This is a genomic window from Flavonifractor plautii ATCC 29863, assembly GCF_000239295.1.
GTDB classification, from domain to species: domain Bacteria; phylum Bacillota; class Clostridia; order Oscillospirales; family Oscillospiraceae; genus Flavonifractor; species Flavonifractor plautii.
Genome location: NZ_JH417853.1, coordinates 24,072 through 47,582 on the forward strand (window position 1 = coordinate 24,072; position 23,511 = coordinate 47,582).

Sequence of the window (23,511 nt, forward strand, 5' to 3'; positions counted from 1 at the left end):
GTGATACCATAGAGCTGAATACCGAAAGGAGGATTCCCATGCTGTTTGTCTGTTACCCCAAGTGCACCACCTGCCAGAAGGCCAAGGCGTGGCTGGAGGCCAGGGGCCTGCCCGCTGAGGTGCGGGACATCAAGACCCAGAACCCCACCGAGGCGGAGCTGCGCCGCTGGCACGCCCTCAGCGGCCTGCCCCTCAAGCGTTTTTTCAACACCAGCGGCCTGCAGTACAAGGCCCTGGCCCTGAAGGACAAGCTGCCCGGCATGAGCGAGGATGAGCAGTTCGCCCTGCTGGCCACCGACGGTATGCTGGTCAAACGCCCCATTCTGGTAGGGGAGGACTTCGTGCTGGTGGGCTTCCGAGAGGCCGAGTGGGCGGCCCGGCTGGGCTGAGACCCTAGGCGGGCAGGCGGCGCTCCAGCCAGGAGAGCACGTCCCGGTACACCTCGTCCCGGTTGGCCTCGTTGAGCATCTCGTGCCGCCCCTCCGGGTAGAGCCGGACGGTGAGATCCTTTACCCCGGCATCCCGAAACCAGCCGGCCACCTTTTTGACCCCCGCGCCGTTGGCCCCCACCGGGTCCCGGTCCCCGGCGAAGAAGTACACCGGCGTGTCCGGGTCCATGCGGGCCAGATTGGCTGGCTTGGCCAGGAGCTGGAGGCCCACCATCATGTCGTGGTACATGCCCACGGTGGGAAGGAAGCGGCACAGGGGATCGGCCCGGTAGGCGTCCACCACCACCGTGTCCCGGGAGATCCAGTCCGCCGAGGTGCGGACGGGCTTAAACTGGCCGTTGTACCGCCCCACAGAGAGGGCGTCCAGCAGGGCGCTGTGGGCCCTGGGCCCCTTGAGGCGGATGAGCAGGGCGGACAGCGCCCGCCCCGCGGCTACAGTGGCAGGGGGCTCCTGCCCGGTGCCGGAGAGGATGGCCCCGTCCACCGTGCCCGGCCAGAACATAAGGTAGCCCCGCACCACAAAGGAGCCCATGGAGTGGCCCAGCAGGAAGCAGGGCAGACCGGGGTACTCCGCCCCAACCCGCTCCCGCAGGGCGCGGACGTCCTTCACCACGTGCTTCCAGCCGTCCCGGTCGGCGAACCAGCCGAACTCCAAGGGGTTCCGCGCCGTGCGGCCGTGGCCCAGGTGGTCGTGGCCCACGACGGCGAAGCCGTGCTCCGCCAGGAAGCGGGCGAAGGAGTCATACCGGCCGATGTGTTCCGAGATGCCGTGGACCAGCTGCACCACCCCCCGGGGCGGCCCCTCCGGCCGCCACCAGGCGGCGGCAACTGTGTGGACCCCATCGCTGGAGGGAAAGGTAAATTCTTGTTTGATCACCATGGAAACCCGGCTCCTTTTGTGATAGAATAGCAACAATATCAGTCTAGCCTAAGGCCCGGCGCCCGTCAATAGAAAGGAAGAGCATTATGACCGCCATTGACCGCTTTTTGCGCTACGTGACATATGATACCCAGTCCGACGAGCACAGCGACGCCATCCCCTCCACCGCCAAGCAGAAGGTGCTGGGCGCAGCCCTGGCCGAGGAGCTGGCCCAGATGGGGCTGCACAACGCCCACATGGACGAGTACGGCTATGTGTACGCCTGGCTGCCCGCCACCGCCGGGTGCGAGGGAATCCCGTGCGTGGGCCTTATCGCCCACATGGACACCTCCCCAGACGCGCCGGGGGCGGGGGTGAAGCCCCGCGTTGTCCGCTACGAGGGGGGCGACCTGGTGCTCAACGAGGAGAAGGGCATCGTCATGAGGGCCGCCGAGTTTGAGAGCCTGGCCAAATACAAGGGTCAGGAGCTGATCGTCACCGACGGCACCACCCTGCTGGGGGCGGACGACAAGGCGGGTGTGGCGGAGATTATGTCCGCCGTGGAGTACTTGCTCCAGCACCCGGAGCTCCCCCACGGCCGCATTGCCGTGGGCTTCACCCCGGATGAGGAGGTTGGGCAGGGTGCCGACCATTTCGACGTGGAGGGCTTCGGCGCGGCGGTGGCCTACACTGTGGATGGCGGCGAGCTGGGCGAGCTGGAGTACGAGAACTTCAACGCGGCCAACGCGGGCGTGTACTTCCACGGGGTGAACATCCACCCAGGCTCGGCCAAGAACAAGATGAAGAACGCAATCCTGATCGCTTTGGAGTTCGCGGGGATGCTGCCCCCGGCGGAGACCCCCGCCCACACCGAGGGGTATGAGGGTTTCTACCACCTCCACGACATGAAGGGCAGCGAGACGGAGGCGGAGCTGCACTACATCCTCCGCGACCATGACCGGGCCAGGTTCGAGGCCCGCAAGGAGTACCTGGGCCGGGCGGCGGACTACCTCAACGCCAAGTACGGCGCAGGCACGGTGGAGCTCGTCCTCAGGGACTCCTACTACAACATGCGGGAGCAGATTGAACCCCACATGTACCTGATCCTCCGGGCGCGGGCCGCCATGGAGGCCGCCGGGGTAACGCCGGTGGAGGTGCCCATCCGGGGCGGCACCGACGGGGCGCGGCTGAGCTACATGGGCCTGCCCTGCCCCAACCTGTGCACCGGCGGGGTGAACTTCCACGGGGTGCATGAGTATATCCCGGCCCAGGCCCTCACCAAAATGACCGAGGTGCTGGTCAATTTGCTGACGCGGCAGTAAATCTACCAAAAGGCGCCCCCTCTCAGAGGGGGCGCCTTTTGGTAGATTACAGCAGGGTCTGGAAGAACTGGAGGAGTAGCTTGGCTCCGTAGAAGATGATGATCAGTCCGCAGACGATGTTGATGACCCGCAGGATCTTGTCGTTGAACTTGGCGGAGAAGAAGGAGATCAGGATGGTGATGCCCAGAAACCACAGGCAGGAGGCGGAGGCGGAGCCCAGCATGAGCTGGGAGGCCACCGCGCCCGGGTTGCCGGCCCGGAAGCTGCCGAACAGCATAGTGCCGTCAATCAGGGCCTGGGGATTGATCCAGGTGACCACAAAGGCCTTGGCGGCCAGCTTGGGCAGGGGGATGCTCACGTCCACGTCCCGGTCCAGGGTGGGCTTATCCCGCAGCAGGCCGATGCCGATCCACACCACGATGCAGCCGCCCACGATCAGAATCAGGCGCTGCAGCCAGTCGAAGCGCTCCACCAGCGCGCCGATGCCGAAGAAGCAGGCCAGCGCCAGGCTGATGTCGAAGGCGATCACGATCAGGGCGGTGAGCAGGGCCCGCCGCCGGGGCTGGGTCAGGGCGGAGTTGATGACGAACAGGTTCTGCATCCCGATGGGGGCGACATAGGCCAGACCGATGGTCAGGCCCTGGAGATAGGTCGGCATGGGGGCTTCCTCCTAAAAAAGACTTTCCTTTTTTTTCTTTACCTGGTATTATATTAGCACCTATGGCCCGCTGTGGCAAGAGCGCAGAATTTCCGTACCAGGTAAGGAGGAACTGACCTTATGCCCATGGAACACGAAAACTGCCCCTGCATGGAGACCTGCCCGCTGAACCGGGCCATGGCCCTCATCGGCGGCAAGTGGAAGATGCAGATTCTCTGCTCCCTCTACAACAACGGCCCCACCCGGTACAACCAGCTGAAAAAGACCCTGGACGGGGTATCCAACACGGTGCTGGCCAACGCCCTGCGGGAGCTGGAGGGGGACGGACTGGTTCACCGGCGGGAGTACCTGGAGGTCCCTGTCCGGGTGGAGTACGCCATCACCGAGCCGTGCCGCCAGCTCATCCCCATTTTGGACGCGCTGGGCGATTGGAGCATGGCCCTCTAGGCGCAAAAAGGCCGCAGGCGGAGCCTGCGGCCAGACAGATAGGGTCAGTGGGTGAGGCGGAACCAGAGCCGGTTCCAGAAGGTGTCCTTCACATAGCCCTTGGAGACGCGGAAGTTCCACTCCGCGTCGCGGGCCCGTTTGCGGCAATCCTGCTCGTCCCCGTCGGGGCGGTCGTAGTGGGGGAGCGTCGAGCTGAGCCGCCCCTCGAGATTGTCGAAGAAGAAATCCATAAAAGGCTCCTTTCCGGCGGATCAGTCCCGGTCGGTGAGACGGAAACGGAGATGGTTCCAGAAGGTGTCCTTCACGTAGCCCTTGGAGACGCGGAAGTTCCATTCGGCCTCCCGGGCTTTGCGGCGGCAGGCGCGCTCGTCCAGGGTCATATCGTGGGGAGGCGGGAGCTCCGCGTTGAGCTTGGCCTGTAGATAAGAGGCGGGAAACGAGAGGTTCATGAGAAACTCCTTTCCAGACAGAGGCCCTTTTACCGTCTCCAATCTATCATACGCCCCGGGGAAAGTCAAGGAGCCGGATCCAGGCAGAAATGCGGAAAAACGCCGGGTTTCGGCGGTTAGGAGAAGATCGTATGGCGAAAACACTGGTTTTGGCGGAAAAGCCCTCGGTAGCTCGGGAATTGGCCCGGGTGCTGGGCTGCAAACAGTCCGGAGAGGGGTATCTGGAGGGGGAGAAGTACATCGTCACCTGGGCCCTGGGGCACCTGGTGGAGCTGGCGCCCCCGGAGGACTACGACAAGGCGTGGGCCAAGTGGGATATGCTCACCCTGCCCATGCTGCCCGAGCGGATGAAGACGGTGGTGATCCCCCAGTCCGGCCGGCAGTTCCGGGCCGTCCAGGCCCAGCTTCGCCGGGGGGACGTGGGCGAGCTGGTCATCGCCACCGACGCAGGCCGGGAGGGGGAGCTGGTGGCCCGGTGGATTCTGGAGAAGGCCGGGTGGAAGGGGCCGGCCAGGCGCCTGTGGATCTCCTCCCAGACCGACAAGGCCATCCGGGAGGGCTTCGCCCACCTGCGGCCCGCGGCGGAGTACGACAACCTGTTCCGCTCCGCCCGCGCCCGCAGCGAGGCCGACTGGCTGGTGGGCCTCAACGTCACCCGGGCCCTGACGTGCAGGCACAATGCCCAGCTCTCCGCCGGGCGGGTGCAGACCCCCACCCTGGCCCTCATTGTGGAGCGGGAGGAGGCCATCCGCCGCTTCGTCCCCCAGGAGTTCTGGACGGTTACCGCAAAGCTGCCCGGCTTCACCGCCACCTGGCGGGATCCGAACGGCCAGGCGCGGCTCTTTGACCGGGAGCGGGCGGAGGAGCTGGCCGCCCGGCTGGCGGGGAAGGAGGGGGTGGTGACCCGCCTCAGGCGCACCCGCAGGCAGGCACCGCCCCCGGCGGCCTACGACCTCACCGAGCTCCAGCGGGACGCCAACAAGAAGTACGCCTACTCCGCCAAGGAAACCCTGGCCATCCTCCAGAACCTCTATGAGATCCATAAGGTGGTCACCTACCCCCGCACCGACTCCCGCTACATCCCCGACGACGTGGTTCCTACCCTGCCGGAGCGGCTGCGCAGCGTGATGGTGGAGGACTACAAGCCCCTGGCGGCGGAGCTGCTGCGCAGCCGTCCCCTCCAGACCAAATATCTGGTCAACGCCGCCAAGGTCACCGACCACCACGCCCTCCTCCCCACCGAGGAGCCGGTGGAGCTGTGGCGGCTCACCGGGCCGGAGCGCAACATCTATGATCTGATCGTCCGCCGCTTCCTGGCCGTGCTGCTGCCCCCCTTCGAGTACGAGGAGGTGGCCCTCACCCTGGAGGTGGAGGGGGAAACCCTCCACGCCAGAGGGAAGGCGGTGCTCTCCCCAGGCTGGCGGGCGGCCTACGACCGCACCTTTGCCCCGGAGGAGGAGGACGAGGAGGGGGACGAGAAGGAGCAGAGCCTCCCCACCCTGGCGGAGGGGGAGCGCCTGACCGTCCAGTCCGCCCGGGCCAACCCGGGCAAGACCGCGCCCCCCAAGCGGTACACCGAGGCCACCCTCCTCACCGCCATGGAGCACCCGGCCGCCCAGGTGGCCGACCGGGAGCAGGGCCGGATTTTGGAGGAGACCGGCGGCCTGGGTACCCCCGCCACCCGGGCGGACATCATCGAGAAGCTGTTTTCCGCCTTCTATGTGGAGCGGCGGGGAAAGGAGCTGGTACCCACCTCCAAGGGCGTCCAAGTGGTGGGCCTAGCCCCGGAGGAGCTGCGCAGTGCCACCCTCACCGCCCAGTGGGAGCGCCGCCTGGGGGAGATCGCCCAGGGGCGGGAGCAGGAGGGGGCCTTCGTGGACGAGATGCGGCAGTTTGCCGCCCGGCTGGTGGCCCAGGTGAAGGCCAGCGACGCGGCCTACCGCCACGACAACCAGACCCGCACCCCCTGCCCCGACTGCGGCAAGTACCTGCTGCGGGTCAAGACCAAGCGGGGGGAGATGCTGGTGTGCCCCGACCGGGAGTGCGGCTACCGCCGCAGCGTCAAGCAGACCACCAACGCCCGCTGCCCCAACTGCCACAAGAGGATGGAGCTGCGGGGCGAGGGGGAGAAGCAGCTGTTCGCCTGCGTGTGCGGCTACCGGGAGAAGCTGTCCGACTTCAAGAAGCGGCGGGCCCAGAAGTCTGCGGGCAAGGGAGACGTGCGCCGCTACCTGGCCCAGCAGGAGCAGCGGGAGGAGAAGGGCTCCTCCGCCCTGGCCGAGCAGTTGGCCAAATGGATGGCGCAGCAGAAGGGAGATTGAAGCATGAGCTGGTTTTCGATCCAGGAGCTGGAGTACCTGCTGCGCATTATTCTGGCAGCGGTGTGCGGCGGGGCCATCGGCTTCGAGCGGGAGCGGCGCTCCAAGAGCGCGGGCATCCGCACTCACATCATTGTGGCCCTATCCGCCGCGCTGATGATGGTGGTGTCCAAGTACGGCTTTTTTGATGTCATCGGCCTGGGGGGAATCTCTCTGGACGCCTCGCGGGTGGCGGCGGGGGTGGTGACCGCCATCGGCTTTTTGGGCGTGGGGGTCATCTTTACCCACGGGCGGACGGTCAGCGGCGTCACCACCGCCGCAGGCCTGTGGGCCACTGTTGGGGTGGGCATCGCCGTGGGGGCTGGGCTATACGTCACCGGCGGCGTGGCCACGGTGCTGATCGTCCTCTTCCAGGTAATTCTCCACCGCTCATCCCCCCTGGTCAAGACCCAGCGTACGGGCACCGTCGTCCTGGAACTGAGCGAGGCGGAGAGCGATCCGGCGGAGGTGCGCCGCCTGCTGGAGGAGCGGGTGTCCGCCGTGGAGGGGGTGCGGGTGACCCGCCTGGCAGACGGGAGGGCAGAGGTGAAGTGCGATGTGCTCTTCCCCGCCGGGTACACCGCCGAGGACATCCTGCGGACACTGAAGGGCATGCCCGCCATCCGTTCGGTGGAGATGCACCATCCGGGCTGACACAAGAGCGAAAGAGAGGCAGAATGTATGGAAGCGATAATCAGCGGAATCAACTGGCTGGATGACTTCATCTGGGGCATGCCTATGATCGTGCTGCTGCTGGGCACCCATCTGTTTATGACAGTGCGCACAGGCTTCATTCAGCGCAAGACCTTTACCGGTATCCGTCTGTCCGTGCGCAAGGACCAAGACGCCCCCGGCGATGTGAGCCAGTTCCAGGCCCTCACCACCGCCCTGGCGTCCACCATCGGCACGGGCAACATCATCGGTGTGGGTACCGCCATATTCCTGGGCGGCCCTGGTGCGGTGTTCTGGTGCTGGCTTGCCGGCGTGTTCGGAATCGCCACCAAGTACGCCGAGTCCCTTATCGCCGTAAAGTACCGGGTTCGCACCCCCGACGGGAGGATGCAGGGCGGTGCCATGTACGCCCTGGAACGGGGACTGAACCTGAAGTGGCTGGGGGTGCTCTTCGCCGCCCTGGCTGCCCTGGCCTCCTTCGGCATCGGCTGCGGTACCCAGATCAACGCTATCGCCGAGGTCATTGAGAACAACATACCCGTGGGTATTCCGCCCATCGCGATCGGCGTCGTGGGCGGCCTTCTCACCGGCGTGGTCATCATCGGCGGTATCCAGTCCATCGCCAGCGTGTGCGAGAAGCTGGTGCCCTTTATGGCGGCTTTCTACGTGCTGGGGTGTATCATCATTCTGGCGATCAACTGGGACTTCCTGGCCCCCGCCGTGTCCACCATTCTCCGGCTGGCTTTCACCCCCGGCGCGGCGGCGGGCGGACTGGTAGGGCAGGGGCTCATGGCAGCCATGCGCTTCGGCGTGGCACGGGGGCTGTTCTCCAATGAGTCGGGCATGGGCTCCGCCCCACTGGTGGCCTCCGCCGCACAGACCCGTAACCCGGTGCGGCAGGCTCTGGTATCTGCCACCGGCACCTTCTGGGACACTGTGGTGGTGTGCCTTATGACCGGTCTGGTGCTGGTCACTACCATCATGAAGAACCCCGCCATCGACATGGCACAGATATCCGACGGCGGCCAACTCACTACCCTGGCCTTTGCACAGATCCCCGTACTCGGGCCTGTAATCCTGGTAGTGGGCATCATCACTTTCGCCTGGTCCACCATCCTGGGCTGGTCCTACTACGGCGAGCGGTGCGCCCAGTACCTATGGGGCAAGAGGGCCCTGCTGCCCTATAAGCTGGTATTCGTCGCCGTGGTGGTGGTTGGCCCGGTGTTGGCCCTGGATCTGGTGTGGACCATCGCTGATATCCTTAACGCCCTCATGGCCATCCCCAACCTGGTCGCCGTCCTGCTGCTGAGCGGGGTGGTTGCCCGGGAGACCAGGCACTATTTGGGGAATCTGGACGAGGTAGACCAGACTGAAATTCCACGCGTAGACAAATGAGAAGTCAAAACTTCTTCACATTTTTGAACCATGGGTGTATGCTTCCTAATGTAAAAATTATTTGACATGTGGAGGTATACATTTATGAAAGGAATCCGTAAGATGGATGAGATGGAGCTGCAGATCACCCTGCGCGCCAGCCGTGCCGCCTGGTTCTTCCTGGTGCTGGCCCTGGTGGTCTGGTCGGTGTGGGAGGCATTTCACGGAGGGGACACTACCCTGCCCGCCTTCCTGCTGGGGGCCCAGGTAATGATTTTTTGCCTGGTGCAGTGGATCGACCGGGCCAGAGCGGGGGACGACCGGGTAAAGCGGGAATTTGTACTGTGGGTTATTCTCACTGTGGCCCTGTTAACATTTTCACTGCTGCTGGTGCTGGGCGGATAAAGAACAAGGTCAAGGAGCTGCGTAAGGCCCGCGGCCTGCGGCAGGAGGACGTAGCCGCCCTGCTGGGGGTGAGCCGCCAGACCGTCAACGCCGTCGAAAGCGACAAGTACGGCCCCACTCTGGCCTTGGGTATGAAGCTGGCCCGCCTGCTGGAGACCCCGGTGGAAGAGCTGTTTACCCTAGAGGGCTGAGAACGCCCCCCGAACTGATTCGGTTCGGGGGGCGTTCCCGCGCCGTAACCATTTGAGAGGAATTTGTAACGTTTTTTAGAAGAATTATGTCAACAAAAGTGGTACACTGTATCCACCTGACCGACATGAGGTGTATCAAATGCGGATAAATAACACAGCGGCCTTCGCTCTGGCCGGAGTGATCGCCCTCACCCTGGCGGGCTGCGGGGAGACCCTTCCGCCGCCCACCCCTTCGGAGCAACCGGAGGCGACAGGCGCTCCGCAACCGGCCGTGGAGCATGGCTTCACCTTCGCGGAACTGAGGCAGTATGAGTTTGTGTTTGCCAGCGGCGCGGGGAGCTGGGGCACGGTGCTGTATGTGAGGCCGGACGGCAGCTTTTATGGCGAGTACCACGACACCGACATGGGGGGTGGAGAGCCGGACATCCGTGCGGTGCAGTGGAACTGCAAATTTACCGGCCGGTTTGCCCAGCCGGTGCAGGTGAACGACTACACCTACTCCATGGGCATCGCTGAGATCAGCTATGAGAAAGAGGCGGGCACCGAAGAGGTGATTGATGGCATCCAGTACTACTATACCGCCCCCTACGGCCTGGAGGATGCGGAGGAGATTCTGGTCTATCTGCCCGGCGCGCCCCTGGGCGAGCTGCCCCAGGAGTTCCGGGGCTGGGTGGGGTACTACGAGAACACCAGGGATAAGTTGCCCTTCTACGCCTTGAATAACGAGGCGCACCAGCAGGGCTTTGAGAGCTATGACTGGGTGGAGCGCGTCCGAACCGACGTGGAGTGGGCGGAGGAGACGGCGGCGGAATACGAAACGAAGATCCTGGAGGACACCTCCCTGAGCCAGGGGGAGCTCAACGAGTTATCGGCGCAGATGTTCGACCTGTGGGACATCCAGCTCAACGAGGTATGGGCCGTCTTGCGGCAGATGCTGCCTCAGGCGGACATGGAGGCCCTGACGGCGGAGGAGCTGGAGTGGATCGCCTGGAAGGAGGAGCAGCTCGCCCGGACGGGCGAGGAGGCGGGCGGCGGCTCTCTGGCGATTATGCTCCAGGCCCAGCGGGCGGCGGAGCTGACCCGGGAGCGGGTCTATGTGCTGCTGGAATATCTTGCATGACAAAGCACGGGTGGGCGCGGCAGTTTGCCGTGCCCACCCGCGTTTTTTGCTATACCGGCGAATGGTACTGGGCCGCGTACTCCGGGTAGAGGGCGGTCAGCTCCGCCGAAATGGCCTGGTACTCCTCCGGCGCGATGTCCCGCGTCCGCTCGTAGACGTACACCGTCACCCCGTCCTGGAGGGGGAAGGAAACGTCCAGCCGCCGGTAGGCGGTGCCGATGCCGGTGCCCTCCAGCACCGGCTGGGCCAGGACGGTGACCAGGTGCTGGTTTTGCTCCCCCAGGTGGTACTGAATGGGGTCGGCCACGATGAGGTAGTCGCACTCCAGGGCGGCCCAGGAGAAGCCGTCCCGCTTGTCCACCGAGGCGAAGGTGGCGACGGCGGTTTTGGGGCCCTCCGGCTGGGGAATGCCCGCCGAACGGAGGGTGTTGTCAAGGATGCTGGAGTTGAAGACGAAGGAGGAGGCGATCACCGCCGCTGTCTTTGGCTCCTGGGCGGACAGTCCATCCACATACACCCGCAGGGCCACCAACTGGGCCAGATCGCTCCGCTGGGGCGGGGCGTAGGTGAAGGTGGGCAGGGGGGCCAGGGAGCCGATCTCCTGGGGGCTGGCGGGCTGGGGCCGGGGGAGGAGGGAGCTGCCCAGCATGCACAGGGCCAGAACCCAGGCCCCCGCCCGGACGGGTCTGCGGGCGGGCAGGGCCTCCAGCCCCAGGGCCAGGGCGGCGCACAGGGCGGGCAGATAGAGCAGCAGGTGCTGCTGCCCGTGGGACTGCACCCGGGTGAACAGGAGCAGGCACAGCACCGGCTGCGCCAGGGTGAGCAGGGCCGTGTACCGGGCGGCAGGCCGCCGGAGGAGGCACCACACCACGCACACAAGGGCGGCGGCCATGAGCACCCAGCCGAAGTAGCGGCACAGCATCACCGCGTCCACCCACCGGCCCTGGTCGTAGGCCGAGTAGGTGTCAAAGTAGTTGGAGCGCAGTACCTGTTCAACCAGGAAGCTCTGCCCGAAGAACAGGGAGCACACCACGCCGGAGGCGGCCATGGCGGCAAAGGACTTCCACTGACTGCGGCGCACCGCCAGGGCGGCCAGGGATGCCAGCCCGAAGGACACGGTAAAGAAGAAGAAGTACCGCCGCAGCAGGAACACCAGGGTGAGCAGGGCCCCGGTGAGGATGCCGCGGGCCGACTGAGGGCGCTCTTGATCGGTGTAGATCACAAAGGCCCAGATGCCGGCCCCCGCCGCCGCCACGTCCACAAAGCCGGTCAGCCCGGTGTAGAGCAGCATAGGGGTGGCGCAGGCCAGCAGCAGGCCGCCCCGGCGTACCCGCCGGGCCAGGGCCGCCATGCCCGCCAGGGCGGGCAGGACGTAGAGGTTGGCGATGGCGAAGAGGTAGACGTACCGCCCGGTACCCAGCACCCGCATCACCAGGGAGATGGGCCAGGAGAGCAGGTAGTTGTACTCCTGGGTGATGACACTCTGGAGCACCAGCCGCACCTGGGCCAGATCCAGGTTCTGACCCGCCAGCATGGTGCTGGAGCTCCAATAGATGTTGCTATCCCAGTAGTAGACCGTGGCGGAGCCCGCGGCGTAGAGGGCGGTGAGAACGTTCACCGCCAGGGCCAGCAGCAGCAGCCACCTCCCGCGGGGCAGCTCCAGGCGGCCGAACCGCCGGGCGGCGGTGGCCAGGGCCAGCACGACGCCCGCCAGTACCAGCCCGCTGCCCAGGGCGCAGGCCAGCCGGAAGGGGAGGCGCCCGATAGCCATATCTCCCTCGGAGAAGAGGCCGTAGCTGGTATCCAGCAAAGCCCCAAGGAAAAAGGCCGCCCCAGCCAGCAGGGCGGTCCTCCAGGTGGGGCCGAACGGGAGCAGCAGGCGGGGGACCAGCCGGAGCCGCCGCGCCGCTCCCACCACCAGGGCGGCCAGCGCCGCGGCGGCGGCCAGAATGGCCGGGCCGGGCACGCGGCCGTATAGCACGGCCCAAAGACGCACCAGAGCCAGGCCGGACAGGCAGCCCCACGCCGCCAGTCCGGCCAGTCCCTGGAGCAGGGTGCGCGGCTTCATACTCAGCCGGGAGGCCAGGTCATGTCCCGGCCCGCCAGCACGTGGAAGTGCAGGTGGTGCACGGACTGGCCGGCCTGCTCGCCGCAGTTGGAGACCACCCGGAAATCGGTGATGCCCAGTTCCTTCGTCACCCGAGAGATGACCTCAAAGGCGTGGGCCACCACGGCGGAATTTTCCGGGGAGATCTCCCCGCAGGAGCCGATGTGGGCCTTGGGGATGACCAGGAAATGGGTGGGTGCCTGGGGGTCGATGTCGTAAAAGGCGTACACCAGCTCGTCCTCGTAAACCTTGTTGGAGGGGATCTCCCCCGCCGCGATTTTGCAAAACAGACAATCGCTCATGCTATATCCTCCTTTTCCGCGGATTTGACTCTAGTATAGCACACAGGAAGCGGAATGTCATTCCTTTGAGGCGGAAAAAATCGGGGGCCGCGGATGCTTCCGCGGCCCCCGTTCGTGCGCTCAACAGGAGACAAATTGATTCCGCTCCGGGCTGTACCGGCAGTCGATGGCGGCCAGCCGCCGGCTGACCTCGCCCACGTCGATCTGGAGGTCGTCGCATAGAGCGTCCAGTGTGGGGTAAAAGTCCCGCAGCTTGGTATTGAGGTAACTGAGCAGAATCATAGGGTCCTGGGGAAGCATAGGTGTAACTCTCCTTTGGGTAAAAATGTGTTCGTTTGATTCTATGCGGCAAATGCGATAAGTGCCTCTGCTGCACACGTTTATCTGTGGGGCGGCAAGCATCTGCGCCATGCCGTAGGGACGGGTGCCCGCACCCGCCCGTCGGCGGCTTACAGCTCCAGCTTCTCGGCGACCAGGTCGTCTACCTTGGCCAGCGCGTCACGCCCCACACGACCATGTCGTGCGGGGGACCCCGCATTATAATCTGCTCAGGGCGAATAAATCGCCCTGGCATCAAGATTTTGCCTGCGGCAAAACGCTTGAGACGCCGCAGCTGCGGCGGAGCTGGACGACGCGCCTTCTACCGAAGCGGGTGCTTTTGTTACAGCCCCAGCTTCTCGGCGACCAGGTCGTCTACTTTAGCCAGCGCGTCGTCCAGCTTGAGCAGGTCATTTCCTCCGCCCATGGCGCTGTCCGGCTTGCCGCCGCCCTTGCCGCCGCAGATGGCGGTGACATTCTTGATGATGTCACCAGCCTTGACGCCCTTGGACACAGCCTCCTTGCCGCAGACGGCCAGGAAGGTGATCTTGCCGTCGTTGACAGCGGACAGGACGGCCACCACATTGGGCTGCTTGTCCCGCAGCATGTCGCCCATCTGGCGCAGCTTGGCCGCGTCGGCGTTGGGCAGGGTGGCGGTGAGCACCTTCAGCTCGCCCAGATCGTGGCCGCCCATGAGGAAGCGCTCGGTCTCGCCGGCGGCCTCCCTGGCCTGGAACTTCTCGACGGTGTGGCGCATCTCCCGCAGCTCGGCCATATTCTGCTCGGCCTTCTCGCGCAGCTCGGCGGGCTTGGCCTTGAGGACGGCGGCGGTCTCAAAGAGAAGGGACTGGGCCCGGTTCATGGTCTCTAGGGACTTAAGGCCGGTGGTGGCCTCGATGCGCCGGACGCCGGAGGCCACGGAGAACTCGCTGTCGATGTGGAATACGCCCACCTTGGCGGTGTTGTCCAGGTGGGTGCCGCCGCAGAACTCCACCGAGAAGCCCTGGCCCATGTCCACCACCCGGACGGTGTCGCCGTACTTCTCGCCGAACAGGGCGATGGCACCACGCTGCTTGGCCTCCTCGATGGGGAGCACCTCGGTGCTCACCTCGTAGCCCTCCAGCACCGCCTCGTTGACCAGGGCGGACACCTGGGAGAGCTCCTCAGCGGTGAGGGCGGCGAAGTGGGTGAAGTCGAAGCGCAGCTTGTCGGGCTCCACCAGGGAGCCGGCCTGGTGCACGTGGTCGCCCAGCACCTGGTGGAGCACGGCGTCCAGCAGATGGGTGGCGGAGTGGGCCCGCATGACGGCTTTGCGGCGCTTGACATCAATGGAGGCAGAGACGGTGCCGCCCACCTTCAGCACGCCCTGGGTCAGCTTGCCGGTGTGCATATACTTGCCGCCCTTGTTCTTCTGCACGTCGGTGACCTGGAAGGTGACGCCGTCGGCGGAGATGACGCCGTGGTCGGCCACCTGGCCGCCCATCTCGGCGTAGAAGGGGGTCTTGTCCAGCACCACGATGGCCTCCACGCCGGGCATGAGCTCCTCGGCCTGCTCGTTCTCCACCACCAGGGCCACCACCTTGGCGCCGTCAATGGCGGTGTGGTCATAGCCCACAAACTGGGTCTCGGGCACGTCCTTGCCGAACTCCACGCCAGCCCAGCCCAGATCGCCCAAGGCCTCCCGGGCCTTCCGGGCGCGCTGGCGCTGCTCGTCCATCTGATTGTGGAACTCCGCCTCGTCCAGCTTCATGCCCTGCTCCTCCACCATCTCCAGGGTCAGGTCGATGGGGAAGCCGTAGGTGTCATACAGCTTAAAGGCGTCGGCGCCGGAGAAGGTGCTCTCCCCCTTGGCCTTGTGCCCGGCCAGCATGTCGCCAAAGATCTTCAGGCCGCTGTCGATGGTCTTGGCGAAGTTCTCCTCCTCGGTGCGGATGACCTTGGTGATATAGTCCTGCCGCTCCCGCAGCTCGGGATAGTGGCCCTCGTTCTCATGGATAACGGTGTCGCACACCTCGTAGAGGAAGGGCTCGTTGACGCCCAGCAGCTTGCCGTGGCGGGCAGCCCGGCGGAGGAGCCGGCGGAGCACGTAGCCCCGGCCTTCGTTGGAGGGGAGCACGCCGTCGCAGATCATAAACACGGAGGAGCGGATGTGGTCGGTGATCACCCGCAGAGACACGTCCTTGGCGGCGGTCTCGCCGTAGTGGGCGTGGGTGATCTCGGACACCTTGTTGGTGATGTTCATGACGGTGTCCACGTCAAACAGGGAGGCCACGTTCTGGCACACGCAGGCCAGCCGCTCCAGGCCCATGCCGGTGTCGATGTTCTTCTGCTTGAGCTCGGTGTAGTGGCCCTCCCCGTCGTTGTCGAACTGGGAGAACACGATGTTCCACACCTCGATATAGCGGTCGCAGTCGCAGCCCACGGTGCAGCCCGGCTTGCCGCAGCCCCACTCGGGGCCCCGGTCGTAGTAGATCTCGGAGCAGGGGCCGCAGGGGCCGGAGCCGTGCTCCCAGAAGTTGTCCTCCTTGCCGAACTTGAAGATGCGCTCGGCGGGGATGCCGATCTCCTCGTTCCAGATGCGGAAGGCCTCGTCGTCGGCGGGGGTGGTCTCGTTGCCGGCGAACACGGAGGGGTAGAGCCGGTCGGCCTCCAGGCCCACCCACTCGGGGGAGGTCAAAAACTCCCAGGCCCAGTGGATGGCGTCCCGCTTGAAGTAGTCGCCGAAGGAGAAGTTGCCCAGCATCTCAAAGTAGGTGCCGTGGCGGGCGGTGTGGCCGATGTTCTCGATATCGCCGGTGCGGATGCACTTCTGGCAGGTGGTCACCCGGTGGCGGGGCGGCTCCTGCTCCCCGGTGAACCAGGGCTTCATGGGCGCCATGCCACTGTTGATGAGCAGCAGGGAGGCGTCGTTCTGGGGGATGAGGGAGAAGCTGGGCAGGCGCAGATGCCCCTTTGTCTCAAAGAATTTCAGGAACATCTCGCGCAGCTCGTTGAGGCCGTAGTTCTTGTGCATGGACAGACCAAACTCCTATCTGTAAAAAAATAAGCTCCGCCCCGGTTAGGGGCGGAGCAGGTTCACTCCACGGTACCACCCTAATTTGCCCCGGAAAGGGGCATCTCAGTCATCCGGTAACGGGGATGGGGCGTCCCGGTCGTCCCGGGCAGCTCGGAAGTGGCGCGCAGACCCGTGTCGCGGAGGGCTCTCACCGTCCCCTCTCGCTCGGCGCGGCGTGGCCTGCTTGGCTTCGTCATCGCGTTTCTTGTGATAGCTGAATTATTTTATCACATTTTTCGCCGTTGTCAACCGCTTTTTCGGCAGGAGCGAGCCCAAAAAGAAGAGCATGGGCGGCAGCAGGCCGGCCAGGAACATGGCCGCGAACCAGGCAGAGGACTGGAAAAAGGCGTTTACCCCGGCGTCCCTCAGGGAGCCTGAGAGCAGATCCAGGGTGAGGAGCATGAACAGGGCGGAAGGGCTGGCCAGCAGAAAGGAGAAGGCCAGAAGGGCAAAGCCCGTGAAGGCGAGGGGGAACAGCGCCTCCCGCCCCGAGAAGAGCAGCAGGAGGCCAAGGCCCCCGAAGGCCCAGCCCCAGGCGCACAGGGCGGGATAGAGCACGGCCCTGCAGGTGGTTTTCCGGTCTGGGCGGGGCCAGCCCCGCAGGCGGGAGACCACCCAGCCTGCGGGCACATAGAGGGCCATCAGCAGGAGGACATACCAGGAAAAGAGGGCGCGGCCGTGCGCGCAGTCGGGCAGGCCGGCCAGCCCCAGCCATCCCATCCAGCCCAAAAGGGAGAGGATAAAATGTCCGGCGGCGAATCCGCCGAAGCGGCCGGGGACGGTTCCTCTTGGTTTCAGACAGCATCACCTCTTGCGGCCAGTATACGCCACAATAAACTGTATGTCAACATAAATTTAATGAAAAACAATAAAAATAAATTGAGAAGCAGGGCGGCCTCATGGGCCGCCCTGCTGTGCATGATTAGGACGCCGGGGTTTGCTTGGAAGGGTTCCGCCGGAACAGGGCGAACAGGTTGCACTCCCGGCAGGCAGAGGAAAAGCTCTGGCCGGTAAAGAGCCAGCACAGGGGCTTGACGGACATGAGCAGGGCCACGCCCGCCAGGCAGCTGAGCAGGATGGCCAGATAGTAGCCGAGCTGGAGGGGGATGGTGTCCACCGCGGGGGTGATCCAGGCTGTCCACGCCTTCTGCCAGAACTGGATGGCCATGGGGTGTACCAGGTAGACGCCGAAGGACAGCCCGGACAGGGCGGTGAGGGCCCGCCCGCTGCTCCGGCCCTCCCCATAGGAGCGCGCCAGCAGGAACAGGGCCGCAGCCAGCACGGCGGTAAAGAGATGCAGATAGCTCTTGATGCGCTCGTCGTAGACGCCGGTGCGGCTGGTGAGCCAGAAGGTGCCGGCGGCGATGACGGCAAAGCTGGCCGCCGTCACGCCCCACAGCGCCCCCCGGCGGGGGAGCTTTTGCAGCCGGGCCAGCCGGGCGCCCAGAAGGAAGTAGCCCAGATAGCCGCCCACAAAGTCCAGATTCAGCGTCCAGTGGACGGTGAGGGCGCTCTGCCAGGGGCCGGCGGGGGCCAGATCGCAGAGGGTGTCCATGCCGATGGTGGCAATCAGCCACAGGCCCACCAGGTAGTTCCAGTGGGCCTCGCTCAGCCCATCGGTCATCTTTTTGAGCAGCGGAGAGACCAGATAGATGGGCACCAGGGCGTACAAGAACCAGTAGGGCACCATCACCGGCGTATTGAGCAGGGGAATGAGCTTGTCCAGGGCGGCCTGGGGGCCGGAGAGCACGCCGGCCAGGGCGATGACAACGCCCGACCAGGCCAGCAGAGGGATCAGCACCTTGGGCAGGCGGCGGCGAAACAGGGTGCCCAGCTCCGCCGTCCGGGGGTGGGACAGGAGCAGCGCACCGGAGAGCATGAAGAACAGGGGCACCGCCGCCGTGGCCAGGGAGGAGAGCAGGTTGGAGAAGTGCCACAGGGGGGTGCCAAGCTGGCGCAGGGCGCCCGCCGCGGTGTGGAGGTAGACCACCCCCACCATGGAGGCTACCCGCAGCAGATCGTAGTCCCAGCGGCGTCGGGACAGCGCGCTCACAGGCCCACCGCCTTCCGCCGCAGGAGGGACAGGGGCGGGGCCTGGACAGGGAGCCTCAGACGGAAGGGCATCTGGGGCTTCCGGGCCTCCGGGATGGGCAGGCCGTCCCCGTCGGTCAGGCCCTCCACCCGGAAGGAGACGGGGCGCACGCCGGGACCCACCAGCTCCAGTTCGTCTCCCGCGGCGAACTTGTTGCGCAGCTCACACAGGGCGGCGCCGTCGGGGGCGCAGGAGGTGACCACTCCCACCACCTGCCAGTCCCGCAGGTAGCGGGCGTGAGCGGTGTGCTGCCCCGGTTCGCCGTAGTAGAAGCCGGTGGAGTAGGGGCGGTGGCTCACCTTGTCCACCTCGGCCCGCCACACCGGGTCCAGCGGCTCCCCGGCCCGGGCGGCGTCGATGGCGTGGCGGTAGGCGGCGGTGACAATGGCGGCGTAGTAGGCGCTCTTGGCCCGGCCCTCGATTTTCAGGGAATCCAGTCCGGCGTCCATCAGCTCGGGCACGTGGTCGATCATGCACATGTCCCTGGAGTTGAGGATGAAGGCCCCGCCCGCGTCCTCCCCGATGGGGAAATACTCGCCGGGGCGCTTCTCCTCCACCAAGGCGTACTGGTAGCGGCAGGGCTGGGCGCAGGCGCCCCGGTTGGCGTCCCGCCCCGTCATGTAGTTGGACAGCAGGCAGCGGCCCGAGTAGCTGACGCACATGGCCCCGTGGACGAAGGCCTCCAGCTCCAGCGCCGGGGGGGCCTTGGCCCGGATCTCCCGGATCTCGTCCAGGGACAGCTCCCGGGCCAGGATCACCCGGCTGGCCCCCAGCTCATACCAGGCGGCCGCCGCCTGGTAGTTGGAGACGCTGGCCTGGGTGGAGATGTGGGCCTTCACGCCGGGGGCGTGCTTTTTCAGCAGGGAGAGCACCCCCACGTCGGCCAGGATGGCGGCGTCCACCCCGGCCGCCTGGAGGAACTCCAGCCACTCCGGCAGGCGGGCTGCCTCGTCGTTGCGGGGCATGGTGTTGCAGGTGACGTGGACGGCCACTCCCCGGCTGTGGCACAGCTCCACGGCCTGCCTGAGCTCCTCAGGGGTGAAATTGCCCGCAAAGGAGCGCATGCCGAAATCGGGGCCCGCCAGATAGACGGCGTCGGCCCCGTAGGCCAGGGACATGCGCAGGCGCTCCATGTCCCCGGCAGGGGAGAGCAGTTCGATTGTTTTCTCAGCCATTTTGATACCGCTCCTGTGAGGCGATAAAGTTCTGCTGTTCCCGGTAGGTGGCGAAGAAGTGGTGCTTTCCGTCGTCCCCCAGGGCATAGAAGTAGTACCTGGTGGAGTCGGGGTACACCGCGGCCTTCAGCGCATCTACACCGGGGCTGGCGATAGCCGTGGGGGTGAGGCCCTTGTGGGTCCGGGTGTTGTAGGGGGTGTCGGCGTTGAGGTCCACCTCGGTGCCGCCGGTGGCGTAGAGGATGGTGGCGTCGATGTTCAGATAGCCCGCCGTCTCGCTGGTGGGGTTGTCCAGGCGGTTGTAGATGACCGAGGCAATCTTGGCCTGGTCGGAGCCGTCGGTCTCCTTCTCGATCATGGAGGCCACGGTCACCACGTCCTGGATGGTGCGGCCGTCGTTCTGTACCTCCTGGCGCATCTCGTCGGTGAAGATCTCGTCAAAGCGGAGGATCATCTTGTTGAGCACGCTCACCGGTTCCTCGCCCATATAGAACTCGTAGGTGTCGGGGAACAGGTAGCCCTCCAGCCGCTTGGGATCGCCCAGGGGCACCACGCCCTTGAGGAAGGAGAACTTGAAGTCGTAATTGGCAGCGGCCTCCTCCAACTGCTCCACCGTGGACACCCCCTTCTCCTCCAGAAGGGAGAAGATCTGGGCCTCTGTCATGCCCTCGGGTATGGTGACGGTGGTGGTCATGCGGTTGGCGGAGGAGGAGCCCATGCTGGAGATGAGGGCCCGGTAGTCCATGTCGGTGTTCAGCTCATAGGTGCCCGGGGTGATCTTGGCCCCCTCCTCTCCGGCCTTGCCGGAGGTGTGGGTCAGGGAACAGAAGAGCTTAAACACCATCTTGTACTCGATGAGGCCCTGCTCCTCCAGCTTGTCGGCCACCTGGCCCACCGTGTCCCCCTCGTCGATCTCCACCACGGCGGTAAGGGCGGGCTTGTTGAGGGCCAGCACATCGTTGGCCCAGATCCAGCCCACGCCGGCCAGGAGGGCGGAGATGCCAAGCACAAAAATGACATAGAGCAGCACACCCCAGCCGCCGAGACGCTTTTTCCGGCGGCGGGGGGCGGAGCGGCGTTCTCCCTCCGGGTGGGAGGGGGAAACCCGCCTGCCGCCGTGGCCGCTCCTCGACTGGGCCGGTCGGCGGCCCTCATTCCGGTATTCTTCCTGAGACATAGGTTCAACTCCTAACGAAAAAACAGATGACCCGCCGGGAACCACTTTGCCGCCCCCCACATAGTATGAGCCAGATAAAACAAGTGAGGTGAATCAAGAATGTGCTGTGGTAACAATGGTTGGGGCGGCGGCAACGGCTGCGGCTGCCTGTGGATCATCCTGATTATCATCATCCTTTGCTGCTGCTGCGGCGGAAGCTGGGGCGGCAGTGGCTGCGGCTGCAACTGTGGCTGCAACAACAACTGCGGGTGCAACGACGGCTGCTGCTGAGCCGTTTACGTACCGTCCGGCGAGGAGCGGGGCCTTTGGGCCCCGCTCCTCTGCGCATCCGCCCGGTACAGGCCGTGCTCGGTGAGCACCAGCTCCACCCCCCGGTCATGGGGGGCGCGGGGGACTTGGGGCAGCAGCAGCGCCGTCCGGCACAGGGCGGCGGTACAGCCGGCGTAATCCGCCAGCCAGCGGTCATAAAAGCCGCCCCCCTGGCCCAGACGGCCGCCGGAGGGGTCGAAGGCCAGACCGGGCACCAGCACAAGGCCGATGGCGTCCTTGCCCACCAGGGGGCAGTCCTCCCCCGGCTCCAGCATCCCATAGGGGTGGGGGATCAGCGCACTGTCCGGCCGGACAAGCCGGGCCTCCATGCCATGGCCCGGCAGACAGCGGGGCAGGCAGACCGCCTTGCCCCGCGCCCAGAGGGCGGGGAGGAGGCGGGCGGTGTCGGGCTCGCCCCCCATGCCGTGGTAGAGCAGCAGGGTATCCGCCGCCTCCACCTGGGGCAGGGCCAGAAAGCGGGCGAACAGGGCGTCATCGCTCGTCCGCCGGGCCTGGGGAGAGAGCCCGCTCAGATATTGGCGGGCCCGGCGGCGCAGCTCCGCCTTCTCAGCCGTGGTAGTGGACGGCATGGCAGACCTGCCGGGCGGCCTCCGCCCCCTTGAGCACCTCCACCAGCTTCAGGCCGAAGGGGAAGGAGGAGCCGGCGGCCTCGCCGGTGATGATGTGGCCGTCCGCCACCACGGGAGCGCCCTTCTGCACCACGGCGGAGCCCATCAGCTCCTCCATGCCGGGGTAGCACACCGCCCTGCGCCGGTCCAGAAAGCCCAGGTTGGCCAGAATGGTGGGGGCGGCGCAGATGGCGGCCAGCCACCGGCCCTCGTCGTAGCAGTGCTGGATCAGGGCCTGTACGTGGCGGTCGCCCTGGAGCACCTCCACGCCCCCCAGACCGCCGGGGAGCACCAGCATGTCCACCGCCTCCCGGTCCAGCTCGGCCAGCGTCAGGTCGGCGGTGACAGTGACGCCGTGGGCGCTGGTGACGGCGGGGCCGTCCACGCCCACCAGTCGGACCTCAACGCCCGCCCGGCGCAGCAGATCGGCGGGCACCAGGGCCTCGCTCTCCTCAAATCCGGTTCCCAACAGAATCGCTACCATGTGAAACAGCACCTTTCTTTTCTGTTCTTCTATCCTAAAATACGGGCGGCCACCGCCCAGATGTCACGGTGAATGTCCTCTGTGGAGCGGAGCGCACCCGCCCCGTCTACACAGGGGATTTTGACCCAGCCCAGACAGTCCGCCGCCCGGAGGGCGGTTTTGCGGCACAGGGCGAGATAGCCGGTGTCCACCTCGTGGATGTCACCCTTGGTATGGGTGGACGCCTCCCGGCTGCGGAGGAGGCGCACCGCCTGCTCCGTGGGCATGTCCAGATAGACCACCAGATCGGGGAGGGGCAGGCCCAGCTTGCCGCACTCGAAGTCAAACAGCCAGCGGAAAAAGCCCTCCCACTCCGCCTCGGGCAGCTTGCTGGCCTGGTGGACGGCGTTGGAGGTGGTGTACCGGTCGGAGAGCACCAGCCCGCCGCCCCGGTAGTAGTCCCCCCACACCTTTTTCCATGAGGCATAGCGGTCCACCGCGTAAAAGGTGGAGGCCGCGTAGGGATTCACGTCGGAGGGGTGGGAACCGAACTCCCCGTTCAGATACATTTTCAAGAGGGCGGAGGAGGGCTCCTGGTACTGGGGGAAGATCAGCCGCCGGAAGGGGCGTCCCTCCCGCTCCATCCGCTCACAGAGCATGCGGAACTGGGTGGACTTGCCCGACCCGTCGGTGCCCTCAAACACAATCAGCTTTCCCTGCATGCTCACTTCCCCCGCAGCCGGGCGCCCGCCGCCTGGACCAGCACCAGAGGCAGCTTGGCCATGCGTCCGATGCGCTTCGGTTCCTTGGCCAGGCGGTAGAGCCACTCCAGCCCCAACCTCTGAAAGCCCTCCGGGGCCCGCTCCACCACGCCGGCGAACACGTCCAGGGAGCCGCCCAGGCCCACCATCAGGTGGGCGCCGGTGGCGGGGCCGTGCTCCACCATCCACAGCTCCTGCTTGGGGGCCCCCAGGCAGACGAACACCACGTCGGCGGCGGCGGCCCTGATCTCCTCCACCACCGGGCCGTCCTCCCGGAAATACCCGTCATGGGTGCCGCAGACGATGAGGCCGGGGTGGGCGTCCTTCAGGTTGGCGGCGGCCAGCTCCGCCACGCCGGGCTTGGCCCCCAGCAGGAAGAGCCGCTTGCCGTGACGGGCCATCCACGCCAGCAGCCGCTGGGCAAAGTCGATGCCCGGTACCTTGCCCTTCAGCGGGCGGCCCAGGATTTTCGCGGAGTAGACCACCCCCACGCCGTCGGCCAGCACCAGATCGGCCCCCAGCAAGGCCTGCCGGAAGGCCGGATTGTGCTTGGCGGCCAGCAGAAACTCCGGGTTGGGGGTGACCGCGTAGTGGAAGCCCCCGGCCTCCACCAGGGCTGCGCCGGCCGCCGCAGCCTCCTCCAGCGTCAGGTCGTCGAAGCCGACGCCCAAAACATCAGTCCTCAAAATACATTGCCTCCGATTGGAATTCTGTCCATAATTTCATGCCATTTTACCATAGATAGCGAAAAAAGTCCATGCGGAAACCGGGAAATCAGGGGCGGGAAAGTGTAGGACTACAATACATATTGGACATCTGA

Annotated in this window: 26 protein-coding genes; 10 read left to right on the forward strand and 16 right to left on the reverse strand. The window is 65.7% G+C overall.

Annotated elements, in window-relative coordinates; all coding sequences use genetic code 11:
• The first annotated feature begins 38 nt into the window (after window positions 1-38).
• Window positions 39-389: an arsenate reductase family protein gene (locus HMPREF0372_RS18090; RefSeq protein ID WP_007495737.1), complete on the forward strand. Its 351-nt coding sequence runs from the start codon at window positions 39-41 to the stop codon at window positions 387-389.
• A gap of 4 nt (window positions 390-393) precedes the next feature.
• On the opposite strand, the gene HMPREF0372_RS18095 is transcribed toward HMPREF0372_RS18090, so the two are convergent.
• Window positions 394-1,329: an alpha/beta hydrolase gene (locus tag HMPREF0372_RS18095; RefSeq protein WP_007495739.1), complete on the reverse strand. Its 936-nt coding sequence runs from the start codon at window positions 1,327-1,329 to the stop codon at window positions 394-396.
• An 83-nt stretch (window positions 1,330-1,412) separates the two neighbouring features.
• On the opposite strand from HMPREF0372_RS18095, the gene pepT reads away from it, so the two are divergent.
• Complete coding sequence (pepT, locus tag HMPREF0372_RS18100) at window positions 1,413-2,630, forward strand: peptidase T (protein WP_353936643.1); 1,218 nt, start codon at window positions 1,413-1,415, stop codon at window positions 2,628-2,630.
• Window positions 2,631-2,676: 46 nt separating this feature from the next.
• Here pepT and HMPREF0372_RS18105 read toward each other — a convergent pair whose 3' ends face one another.
• The gene (locus HMPREF0372_RS18105; RefSeq protein ID WP_007495743.1) at window positions 2,677-3,288 is read right to left on the reverse strand and encodes a LysE/ArgO family amino acid transporter; all 612 of its coding nucleotides are present in this window, start codon (window positions 3,286-3,288) and stop codon (window positions 2,677-2,679) included.
• 120 nt (window positions 3,289-3,408) lie between these two features.
• Here HMPREF0372_RS18105 and HMPREF0372_RS18110 point away from each other — a divergent pair, with 120 nt between their 5' ends.
• Complete coding sequence (locus HMPREF0372_RS18110) at window positions 3,409-3,735, forward strand: winged helix-turn-helix transcriptional regulator (RefSeq protein ID WP_007495744.1); 327 nt, start codon at window positions 3,409-3,411, stop codon at window positions 3,733-3,735.
• 44 nt (window positions 3,736-3,779) lie between these two features.
• Here the strand turns inward: HMPREF0372_RS18110 and HMPREF0372_RS18115 are convergent, their stop codons facing one another.
• Both HMPREF0372_RS18115 and HMPREF0372_RS18120 read right to left on the reverse strand, forming a co-directional pair.
• Entirely contained in the window at window positions 3,780-3,965 is a 186-nt protein-coding gene (locus HMPREF0372_RS18115; protein ID WP_007495746.1) for a hypothetical protein, read from the reverse strand.
• Window positions 3,966-3,986: 21 nt separating this feature from the next.
• Window positions 3,987-4,184, reverse strand: a complete 198-nt coding sequence (locus HMPREF0372_RS18120; RefSeq protein ID WP_035301048.1) for a hypothetical protein — start codon at window positions 4,182-4,184, stop codon at window positions 3,987-3,989.
• Between the two features lie 131 nt (window positions 4,185-4,315).
• Here HMPREF0372_RS18120 and HMPREF0372_RS18125 point away from each other — a divergent pair, with 131 nt between their 5' ends.
• The 6 genes from HMPREF0372_RS18125 to HMPREF0372_RS18150 all read left to right on the forward strand — a co-directional run bounded on the left by HMPREF0372_RS18125 (window position 4,316) and on the right by HMPREF0372_RS18150 (window position 10,303).
• A complete protein-coding gene (locus HMPREF0372_RS18125) occupies window positions 4,316-6,505 on the forward strand; it encodes a DNA topoisomerase III (RefSeq protein ID WP_007495750.1) in 2,190 nt (729 codons plus the stop codon).
• 3 nt (window positions 6,506-6,508) lie between these two features.
• Complete coding sequence (locus HMPREF0372_RS18130; RefSeq protein ID WP_007495752.1) at window positions 6,509-7,195, forward strand: MgtC/SapB family protein; 687 nt, start codon at window positions 6,509-6,511, stop codon at window positions 7,193-7,195.
• A 27-nt stretch (window positions 7,196-7,222) separates the two neighbouring features.
• Window positions 7,223-8,608, forward strand: coding sequence for an alanine/glycine:cation symporter family protein (locus HMPREF0372_RS18135; protein WP_007495754.1), 1,386 nt, complete (start codon window positions 7,223-7,225; stop codon window positions 8,606-8,608).
• Between the two features lie 84 nt (window positions 8,609-8,692).
• The gene (locus HMPREF0372_RS18140; RefSeq protein ID WP_101707374.1) at window positions 8,693-8,992 is read left to right on the forward strand and encodes a hypothetical protein; all 300 of its coding nucleotides are present in this window, start codon (window positions 8,693-8,695) and stop codon (window positions 8,990-8,992) included.
• Complete coding sequence (locus HMPREF0372_RS18145; RefSeq protein WP_039998035.1) at window positions 8,989-9,183, forward strand: helix-turn-helix transcriptional regulator; 195 nt, start codon at window positions 8,989-8,991, stop codon at window positions 9,181-9,183. The genes HMPREF0372_RS18140 and HMPREF0372_RS18145 overlap by 4 nt, the downstream gene beginning before the upstream one ends.
• Before the next feature lie 139 nt (window positions 9,184-9,322).
• The gene (locus HMPREF0372_RS18150; protein WP_007495760.1) at window positions 9,323-10,303 is read left to right on the forward strand and encodes a lysozyme inhibitor LprI family protein; all 981 of its coding nucleotides are present in this window, start codon (window positions 9,323-9,325) and stop codon (window positions 10,301-10,303) included.
• A 49-nt stretch (window positions 10,304-10,352) separates the two neighbouring features.
• Here the strand turns inward: HMPREF0372_RS18150 and HMPREF0372_RS18155 are convergent, their stop codons facing one another.
• The 8 genes from HMPREF0372_RS18155 to mltG form a co-directional block, all read right to left on the reverse strand.
• Window positions 10,353-12,371, reverse strand: a complete 2,019-nt coding sequence (locus HMPREF0372_RS18155; protein ID WP_007495762.1) for a hypothetical protein — start codon at window positions 12,369-12,371, stop codon at window positions 10,353-10,355.
• A gap of 2 nt (window positions 12,372-12,373) precedes the next feature.
• Window positions 12,374-12,712: a histidine triad nucleotide-binding protein gene (locus HMPREF0372_RS18160; protein WP_007495764.1), complete on the reverse strand. Its 339-nt coding sequence runs from the start codon at window positions 12,710-12,712 to the stop codon at window positions 12,374-12,376.
• 120 nt (window positions 12,713-12,832) lie between these two features.
• Window positions 12,833-13,012 carry a DUF4250 domain-containing protein gene (locus tag HMPREF0372_RS18165; protein WP_007495767.1) on the reverse strand — a complete coding sequence of 60 codons (180 nt, stop codon included), beginning with the start codon at window positions 13,010-13,012 and terminating at the stop codon, window positions 12,833-12,835.
• A gap of 361 nt (window positions 13,013-13,373) precedes the next feature.
• A complete protein-coding gene (gene alaS, locus HMPREF0372_RS18170) occupies window positions 13,374-16,043 on the reverse strand; it encodes an alanine--tRNA ligase (RefSeq protein WP_007495769.1) in 2,670 nt (889 codons plus the stop codon).
• A 261-nt stretch (window positions 16,044-16,304) separates the two neighbouring features.
• The gene (locus HMPREF0372_RS18175; RefSeq protein ID WP_007495771.1) at window positions 16,305-16,805 is read right to left on the reverse strand and encodes a hypothetical protein; all 501 of its coding nucleotides are present in this window, start codon (window positions 16,803-16,805) and stop codon (window positions 16,305-16,307) included.
• A 202-nt stretch (window positions 16,806-17,007) separates the two neighbouring features.
• Window positions 17,008-18,138, reverse strand: a complete 1,131-nt coding sequence (locus HMPREF0372_RS18180) for an acyltransferase (protein ID WP_039998031.1) — start codon at window positions 18,136-18,138, stop codon at window positions 17,008-17,010.
• Window positions 18,135-19,352, reverse strand: a complete 1,218-nt coding sequence (locus tag HMPREF0372_RS18185) for a peptidase U32 family protein (protein WP_007495776.1) — start codon at window positions 19,350-19,352, stop codon at window positions 18,135-18,137. Before HMPREF0372_RS18185 ends, HMPREF0372_RS18180 begins: the two co-directional genes overlap by 4 nt.
• Window positions 19,345-20,529, reverse strand: a complete 1,185-nt coding sequence (gene mltG / locus HMPREF0372_RS18190) for an endolytic transglycosylase MltG (RefSeq protein WP_007495779.1) — start codon at window positions 20,527-20,529, stop codon at window positions 19,345-19,347. The genes HMPREF0372_RS18185 and mltG overlap by 8 nt, the downstream gene beginning before the upstream one ends.
• 99 nt (window positions 20,530-20,628) lie before the next feature.
• On the opposite strand from mltG, the gene HMPREF0372_RS20230 reads away from it, so the two are divergent.
• Complete coding sequence (locus HMPREF0372_RS20230; protein WP_007495781.1) at window positions 20,629-20,799, forward strand: hypothetical protein; 171 nt, start codon at window positions 20,629-20,631, stop codon at window positions 20,797-20,799.
• Between the two features lie 5 nt (window positions 20,800-20,804).
• Here the strand turns inward: HMPREF0372_RS20230 and HMPREF0372_RS18195 are convergent, their stop codons facing one another.
• Genes HMPREF0372_RS18195 through HMPREF0372_RS18210 form a run of 4 tightly spaced genes read right to left on the reverse strand, consistent with a single transcriptional unit; the run spans window position 20,805 to window position 23,377 of the window.
• Window positions 20,805-21,428 carry a 5-formyltetrahydrofolate cyclo-ligase gene (locus tag HMPREF0372_RS18195; RefSeq protein ID WP_007495783.1) on the reverse strand — a complete coding sequence of 208 codons (624 nt, stop codon included), beginning with the start codon at window positions 21,426-21,428 and terminating at the stop codon, window positions 20,805-20,807.
• The gene (locus tag HMPREF0372_RS18200) at window positions 21,406-21,951 is read right to left on the reverse strand and encodes a DJ-1 family glyoxalase III (RefSeq protein WP_007495785.1); all 546 of its coding nucleotides are present in this window, start codon (window positions 21,949-21,951) and stop codon (window positions 21,406-21,408) included. The genes HMPREF0372_RS18195 and HMPREF0372_RS18200 overlap by 23 nt, the downstream gene beginning before the upstream one ends.
• A 29-nt stretch (window positions 21,952-21,980) precedes the next feature.
• Entirely contained in the window at window positions 21,981-22,652 is a 672-nt protein-coding gene (locus tag HMPREF0372_RS18205) for a dTMP kinase (protein WP_007495787.1), read from the reverse strand.
• 2 nt (window positions 22,653-22,654) lie between these two features.
• Window positions 22,655-23,377, reverse strand: coding sequence for a WecB/TagA/CpsF family glycosyltransferase (locus HMPREF0372_RS18210; protein WP_007495789.1), 723 nt, complete (start codon window positions 23,375-23,377; stop codon window positions 22,655-22,657).
• Window positions 23,378-23,511 lie beyond the last annotated feature (134 nt).

What these genes read in the sequence shown, in the direction of transcription:
- HMPREF0372_RS18090 (WP_007495737.1), top strand. Translation starts at nt 39, where the DNA reads ATGCTGTTTGTCTGTTACCCCAAGTGCACCACCTGCCAGAAGGCCAAG.
- HMPREF0372_RS18095 (WP_007495739.1), bottom strand. Translation starts at nt 1,329, where the DNA reads ATGGTGATCAAACAAGAATTTACCTTTCCCTCCAGCGATGGGGTCCAC.
- HMPREF0372_RS18105 (WP_007495743.1), bottom strand. Translation starts at nt 3,288, where the DNA reads ATGCCGACCTATCTCCAGGGCCTGACCATCGGTCTGGCCTATGTCGCC.
- HMPREF0372_RS18110 (WP_007495744.1), top strand. Translation starts at nt 3,409, where the DNA reads ATGCCCATGGAACACGAAAACTGCCCCTGCATGGAGACCTGCCCGCTG.
- HMPREF0372_RS18115 (WP_007495746.1), bottom strand. Translation starts at nt 3,965, where the DNA reads ATGGATTTCTTCTTCGACAATCTCGAGGGGCGGCTCAGCTCGACGCTC.
- HMPREF0372_RS18120 (WP_035301048.1), bottom strand. Translation starts at nt 4,184, where the DNA reads ATGAACCTCTCGTTTCCCGCCTCTTATCTACAGGCCAAGCTCAACGCG.
- HMPREF0372_RS18125 (WP_007495750.1), top strand. Translation starts at nt 4,316, where the DNA reads ATGGCGAAAACACTGGTTTTGGCGGAAAAGCCCTCGGTAGCTCGGGAA.
- HMPREF0372_RS18130 (WP_007495752.1), top strand. Translation starts at nt 6,509, where the DNA reads ATGAGCTGGTTTTCGATCCAGGAGCTGGAGTACCTGCTGCGCATTATT.
- HMPREF0372_RS18135 (WP_007495754.1), top strand. Translation starts at nt 7,223, where the DNA reads ATGGAAGCGATAATCAGCGGAATCAACTGGCTGGATGACTTCATCTGG.
- HMPREF0372_RS18140 (WP_101707374.1), top strand. Translation starts at nt 8,693, where the DNA reads ATGAAAGGAATCCGTAAGATGGATGAGATGGAGCTGCAGATCACCCTG.
- HMPREF0372_RS18150 (WP_007495760.1), top strand. Translation starts at nt 9,323, where the DNA reads ATGCGGATAAATAACACAGCGGCCTTCGCTCTGGCCGGAGTGATCGCC.
- HMPREF0372_RS18155 (WP_007495762.1), bottom strand. Translation starts at nt 12,371, where the DNA reads ATGAAGCCGCGCACCCTGCTCCAGGGACTGGCCGGACTGGCGGCGTGG.
- HMPREF0372_RS18160 (WP_007495764.1), bottom strand. Translation starts at nt 12,712, where the DNA reads ATGAGCGATTGTCTGTTTTGCAAAATCGCGGCGGGGGAGATCCCCTCC.
- HMPREF0372_RS18165 (WP_007495767.1), bottom strand. Translation starts at nt 13,012, where the DNA reads ATGCTTCCCCAGGACCCTATGATTCTGCTCAGTTACCTCAATACCAAG.
- alaS (WP_007495769.1), bottom strand. Translation starts at nt 16,043, where the DNA reads ATGCACAAGAACTACGGCCTCAACGAGCTGCGCGAGATGTTCCTGAAA.
- HMPREF0372_RS18175 (WP_007495771.1), bottom strand. Translation starts at nt 16,805, where the DNA reads ATGGGATGGCTGGGGCTGGCCGGCCTGCCCGACTGCGCGCACGGCCGC.
- HMPREF0372_RS18185 (WP_007495776.1), bottom strand. Translation starts at nt 19,352, where the DNA reads ATGGCTGAGAAAACAATCGAACTGCTCTCCCCTGCCGGGGACATGGAG.
- mltG (WP_007495779.1), bottom strand. Translation starts at nt 20,529, where the DNA reads ATGTCTCAGGAAGAATACCGGAATGAGGGCCGCCGACCGGCCCAGTCG.
- HMPREF0372_RS20230 (WP_007495781.1), top strand. Translation starts at nt 20,629, where the DNA reads ATGTGCTGTGGTAACAATGGTTGGGGCGGCGGCAACGGCTGCGGCTGC.
- HMPREF0372_RS18195 (WP_007495783.1), bottom strand. Translation starts at nt 21,428, where the DNA reads ATGCCGTCCACTACCACGGCTGAGAAGGCGGAGCTGCGCCGCCGGGCC.
- HMPREF0372_RS18200 (WP_007495785.1), bottom strand. Translation starts at nt 21,951, where the DNA reads ATGGTAGCGATTCTGTTGGGAACCGGATTTGAGGAGAGCGAGGCCCTG.
- HMPREF0372_RS18205 (WP_007495787.1), bottom strand. Translation starts at nt 22,652, where the DNA reads ATGCAGGGAAAGCTGATTGTGTTTGAGGGCACCGACGGGTCGGGCAAG.